2 protein-coding genes are annotated in these 6,692 nt (G+C 41.7%); both read left to right on the forward strand.

What is annotated here, in order from left to right:
* Positions 1-29: 29 nt before the first annotated feature.
* A complete protein-coding gene (locus J2X69_RS24495; protein ID WP_310109440.1) occupies positions 30-5,939 on the forward strand; it encodes a non-ribosomal peptide synthetase in 5,910 nt (1,969 codons plus the stop codon).
* Positions 5,940-5,966: 27 nt separating this feature from the next.
* A partial coding sequence (locus J2X69_RS24500) for a condensation domain-containing protein (protein WP_310109437.1) occupies positions 5,967-6,692 on the forward strand: 726 nt, incomplete at its 3' end.

The raw sequence follows: 6,692 nt of genomic DNA on the forward strand, positions 1-6,692 counted from the left end.
GTACTGAGACCGAGTCCGTTCTATGCGGGATCTGGCAGGAAGTTCTAGGTGTTGGGCGTGTGGGAGTGACGGATGATTTTTTCAGAATAGGGGGGGATTCGATTCTGAGCATCCAGGTATCGAGCCGTATCCGAAAGGCCGGCTACGATTGCCAGGTGAGAGATATTTTTGAATGCAAGACGATCTCCCGTTTGGTGAGCCATATGCAGGAAGAGAGTTCCGGAGGGTTGGTTGTCAAGACGGAGCAGGGAATTTTGACAGGTTCCTTTGGGTTGCTTCCTGTCCAGCAATGGTTCCGTTCCCGGGTCTTGTCGGGAGAATTTACAAACCCTCACCACTGGAACCAGAGTTTTCTGGTAAAGGTAGGGAAGCTGGATATCGATAAGCTGGAGAAGACATTGGAGGAGTTGTGCCTGCATCATGATATGCTCCGGGTTCGCTACGATCGTTCAGGGCCATGGTGTCAGGTTTACCAGGACATGCACGTTGCTCCCCGGCTAAAGACACTGGACGTGGGAAGTGTTTCGGAAGAAGGTCTAGAGAAGGTTCTTACCGACTGGCAAAGCGGTTTTAATCTGGACGGGGGCCCGTTGTTTCAGGCAGGCTACCTGTATGGCTATGCAGACGGGTCGAGCCGTCTGTATTTTGCTTTTCATCATTTGATAGTGGATGTTGTGAGTTGGCGTATTCTGGTAGAGGACGTTAAGCGTTTGTATAGCGGGGAAGTTGCCGGAGAGAAGGGCAGCAGTTACCGTCAGTGGGTTGAGAGTGTGGGTGATTATGGTTTACATCATATAGCTGAGCGCCCTTACTGGAAGGATCATCTGGAGGGGATTCCCTCATACGGTGTGCCTGAGGGTCTGGGGCTGAGTTCTTCACGAGTGGAGTTATCGGAGTCTTTAACGAGCACGTTATTGCAGAAGGCGTCGAAGGCTTATCACACGGAGATCAATGATTTATTATTGACGGCTCTAGCTTACGGTCTTAGGGAGCTGAACGGTTGTGATGTTCAGGGTTTGACCCTTGAGGGCCATGGTCGCGAGGGGATAGATATAGGGATTGATCACAGTCATACGGTTGGCTGGTTTACAAGTTTGTTTCCGGTGAAGCTATGTTTAGGTTCCGGGATAGGAGAGAGTATCCAGCTGATCAAGGAGCATCTGCATATGATACCCAATAAGGGGGTTGGTTTTGGTTCGTTTGCCACCCAGCCGGGCAATGATTACAATCTGTCGGATCTTGCACCGGTAAGTTTCAATTATCTTGGACAGTTTGGCAAGGAAGACAAGGATGGGTTCTGGCAGATCATGACGGGTGAGTCGAGCGGTCGTGGTATGCCGCTGGAGAACAGGGATCATAATGTGATTAATATAAATGGGTATGTTGGGGAGGGGAAACTGGTTTTTACGGTTGTGACGCGTCTAGGGAGATCGCGGACCGAAGAGTTGGGTGCAAGTCTGGAGTCTCACCTGAAGGCGATCATCCATCATTGTGAAGAGAAGCTGGATCGTGAAGGGGCTAGTTATACCCCCAGTGATTTTAAGAATGTTGAGCATGAAGGAGACTTATCCAGTCTTCCTTTGGTGAAGAATGTTGCACGATCCTACGATCCTTTTCCGATGACTGATATTCAGAAGGCTTATCTTTTAGGCAGGCTGGATACCTTTGAAATAGGAGGAGTCTCCAATCACATTTATCATGAATTTACCTACAGTGCGCCGATAGATGTTTGTCGATTAGAGCGTGTTATTAATAAAGTCATACATAATTATTTAGAGTTACGGACTGTATTTGACATCAAGTCATTGACTCAACGTTATCTGGACGTCTCCTGCATTGAGCCTTATCGTGTGTCTATAGATAGTTATGAGTGTGACTACCGAGAGGATTTGTTGACATCGTTGCGGGAGAAGTTGTCTCATTATGTTTATGACGCAAGTGAATATCCATTGTTTACATTTTGTGTTTCCAGATTCAATGATTGTGATATTTTACATGTCAGCATTGATCTTATTTTACTGGATGCTGAAAGTAGACAAAATCTTTTTGCTGAAATGACCAGACTTTATAAGAGTGATGCATATATTCTAAAGCCTTCGGGACTTAATTTTAAAGATTACCAGGATTATGTTTCGTACTTAAAATATTCGAAGTGGTATGCTGCTGACAAGAAGTACTGGCATGATAAATTGGAAAATATTCCTTTAAGGCCAGATCTTCTTTTAAAGAATGATCCTAAAAGGATATCAAAGCCAAAATTTGCGATATCCAGTAGAGTGGTGGAAGAGTCTGTTTGGCTGAGGTTTAAGGAAAAGACGACTCGTTATGGAATCTCTACCTCTGCAGCGTTGCTGGCACTGTATGGATATGTACTATCAAGGTATTCGGGTAAAAAGGATTTTCTCATAACGCTTACGGTATTCAATAGATACAGTATACATCCTGATGTCAATAACATATGGGGAGATTTTACTTCCACTAATTTGTTCAGCTATAAAAATGTGAAGAGTTCCATAAAAGATCATTTAACGCGATCGCATCAGGATTTATGGAATGATCTGGAGCATGGATTGTTTAATGGTCTGGAAGTACAGCGGCAATTGCAAAATGCTCATGGCTTGGATCCCTATCAGTCGGTATCGCCCATTGTATTTACTGGCAGGGTGGGAGGTAATAATCAGCCTGCTGTCGATATTTATACACCGCCTTATTTTTTGGACCAATCAGAATCGGTAAGTTCACGATCTTTCAAAGGACAGACGTCGCAAGCTTGGATAGATCTTCAGGCATTTGAAACAGGTAATAAGTTTTCCAGTATCTGGTTATATGTTGAGCAATTATTTGATAAGGAGTTTATCGAAAGGTTAAATAATGATTATTGTTATTTGATTGAACATTTGGCGGTTACTGGCTGGGAGGGATATTTACCGACCCTTTCCTTACCTGCTTCGGATCAGGCGGTAATAGAAAAAGCCAATGATCATGTTCAACCAAAAGTTTCTTCGACGTTAGTTGATGTTTGTTTAGCTACCATACATGCTATCCCGGAGTCTTTTGCGGTAATAGATTCTAAGGGCACTTATAGTTATCGACAGATTGGCGAATACAGCCAATGTATTGGTGGTTACTTACAGTACTACGGTTTGTCCAAGCGCAATCATTTGATTGGTGTATTGAGTGAGAAGGGGCATCTGCAGGTTGTGGCTACACTTGGCATTATGTTATCGGGCTCAGCCTATTTACCCTTGCATGTGGACTGGCCCTTTGGAAGAGTAGATGAAATATTAGAAGAGGGCTCTGTGAAAACGGTGTTGGTCTCACAGTCGGAATTTACTTCTCGGATCCAAGGCAGTGGAATTGAGTTGAAATATAAGTGGTTAATAATTGAATCCATTGTTGAAGTTCGAAGGGAGGTTATTTCATTAAAACTGCCTCAGAAAGAGGATATAGCGTATGTAATATTTACTTCAGGGAGTACAGGAAAGCCTAAAGGCGTAACTATATCGCACCACGGAGCCGTTAATACGATACAAGCTGTCAATGAAGGACTGAGGGTTACCTCCATCGATAAAATTTTGGCTTTATCAGAGTTGAGCTTTGATTTATCTGTGTATGATTTGTTTGGGACATTAGCCGCTGGCGGCACAATCGTATTCCCTGATCAGGACAAGACAAAAGAACCAGGTCATTGGTATGAGCTTATAGAAAAACATGGCATTACTGTATGGAATACTGTACCTCAGTTGATGCAGTTGTTGGTTGATTATCTTATTGATCTAGATCAGGACTTTAATATTTTACGACTGGTGCTGATGAGCGGAGACTGGATCCCTGTTCAATTGCCGGATCAAATTATGTCCATGAGTCCTGCTACCAGGGTGATCAGCTTGGGGGGAGCTACAGAAGGAAGCATCTGGTCGATATGGTATGAAATCAAAGGTACTGATCCGTTATGGAAGTCCATTCCTTACGGTTATGCAATGCCTAACCAGAAGATGTATGTACTGGATGAATTTGGTGAGCATTGTCCCATGGGCGTAATGGGGGATATTTATATAGGAGGCGAAGGAGTTGCGCTCGGATATTGGAATGATGAAGTTAAAACTAAGGCAAGTTTTATTCTCCATGAAACGCTGGGCAGATTATATAAGACAGGTGATCTGGGCAGATGGAATTTGGCAGGCTATATTGAATTTGAAGGCCGTAAAGACAACCAGGTAAAGCTGAACGGCTACCGAGTAGAACTTGACGAAATCTCCTCTAAACTTGCACGCATAGAAGGTGTTGAGAAGACCTTGACCACTATACAGGACAATCAGCTCGTTGCCTATCTCGTCCTTAATAAAACAAACAACTCAGTATTAAAAAATCAAGGCACTTCAATAAGGAGCTTACGAGGTACCGATAAATCAGATACTATAATATCTAAACTGGAACAGGTTGGAATAAGAAAGGACCTGTTTCCCACTTACAAAGTTGCCGGCCTAGATCTAAATGAACACAAATATCGCTTACGAAAAAGTTATCGTCAGTTTCGGGATGAAGCAATTGAATTAACACACGAGGAGATGGCTAAACTCCTTCAGCCTATTCGATTTAAAGCTGTTGCCGTTACTGAAGATAAGACAAGGATTGACTGCGATACTAAGAGTGATATTGAAGTGCTAATGGCACTCCTACGTCCCCTAAGCGCTATTTCAATCAAGGACAGAGTTCTGCCAAAATATTTATATCCTTCCGCAGGGAGTACTAATGCCATTCAAACGTATGTTACTTTGTCAAAAGATATTGATAATGCGAAACTAAAAAAGGGATACTATTACTATCAACCGGTTTCGCATAATCTGTCTATTGTGGGAATAACCGAAGAACGAAACAGTCAAGATCGTCTTATTAATGATGTATTCGACATCAAATTGACATTTAAACTATTTAAGCCGGCAATAGAGCCTATTTATGGAGGTCAGGCTGTAAATCTTTCATGGCTAGAAGTCGGCCATATACTTGCCCTACTTGAGCAGCAAGTAGCAACTCTCCGTCTATCAGCACAAATTTTAGTCATAGATAGGGAGGAAGATGATTATTATCACCTTATAGATTTTGTTGTCAATTCTGTTGTTGTCCCTGGAAATGAACAAATGAACTTTTTTATGACTGATAACAGAGACCGTGTAGAAATGGATTACTTGAAGCGTGTTGACTCAGGATTTAGTAGTAATAAGGGGAATCATGAATATTCTCCTTTTAGCCAGGATATTGCTGTTAAATTATCAGAAACAAATCAACTCCTGGAGAATTCACAAGGATTAATAGTTTTTAATGGATCGCACTCACCATTAAGTCTAATGAAATCGGGTTATCATGCACACTGGTTGATAGAGCAACTATATAACCACAATATAGGAAGTTGTGTATTGGGTGTTACCCCTTATCCAGGGTCGAATTATAGCATTGCAATTGGTAAGATTTCAAGAGAAGACATGTTGTTGCCCGAGATTCAGGCAAAGCAAATCTCTGTGAAAGATTATATTGAAAAACAAATTGGGAAATATCTACCAACTTACATGGTGCCGGACCACTATATCTTCTTAAATGAATTGCCACTGACTTCGAACAACAAGATTGACTATAAAAAGTTACCAAAGGTGGAAATTTTGCATGGTGAATTTGTTTCTCCAATAAATGACATAGAGAAGGTTGCGTGTAGTATCTGGCAAGAACTATTGCAGCTTAAAAAGGTCGGTACCACTGACGATTTTTTTGGAATTGGCGGTAACTCTATTTTGGCAACAAAAGCAGCAAGTAAAATGAGTCGTGAACTTGGGTGTAACATCAGGGTTGCAGATATTTTTAAATCTCGATGTATTAAAACTATATTAGCAGATATTCCGTCAACCCAAATTACAGATGAAGGTGTTGAGTGGGTATTTTCAGTCTGATCTTTGCTTTCGAATTGCGATATACAAATGGGGGATATATTTTGTTTTTTCAAAAAGTTAAAAGTCCATCATGGAGCGATCTGGCTCGATGCTGATACAATCAGGCTAATCGTTCCCAAACACCTTCAGAATGACAAGACTAAGCAGTTTATTGCTAAAAATAAAAGTCGGTTAAAGTCCATTCTTTTTGAAAATCATATTTTTTCTAAAGATATATTTTTGGGTACAACGATTTTTAGCGACAGAACAACGTTAAAATTTCCTTTAAGCTTTGCACAAAAGCGACTTTGGTTCATCGAACAGTATGAGCAGGGCTCAAACGCCTACCATACTCCGACAGTCCTAGAGCTGGCCGAAAGTTCGAATATAGAGGCATTGAAATATGGATTGCAGCAAATTGTTGCACGACATGACATCCTTAGAACTACAATTGAGTGGGATAGTGATTTAGATGTTCACCAGATTGTTCATGATCAACCTTTGATAATAAAGGAAATAGTATTTGAAGAAAGAGATGATCATGAGTCACTGATTACAGAAGACATCAACCGTCCTTTTGATCTGAGTTCGGAGTATCCTGTGAGGGTAAAGTTTTACAAAAAGCCTGTGAACGCTGGGAGTTTGACTGGTCGGAAGGAAACTGTAGTGTTGTTAATCGACGTTCACCACATTGCCAGCGATGGTTGGTCGAGCGAGATATTCCAGCGCGAACTGTTTTTGTATTATGAAGCTTATGAGCGGAATGATACGGGA

It is taken from the genome of Algoriphagus sp. 4150 (assembly GCF_031457395.1).
Taxonomy (GTDB): domain Bacteria; phylum Bacteroidota; class Bacteroidia; order Cytophagales; family Cyclobacteriaceae; genus Algoriphagus.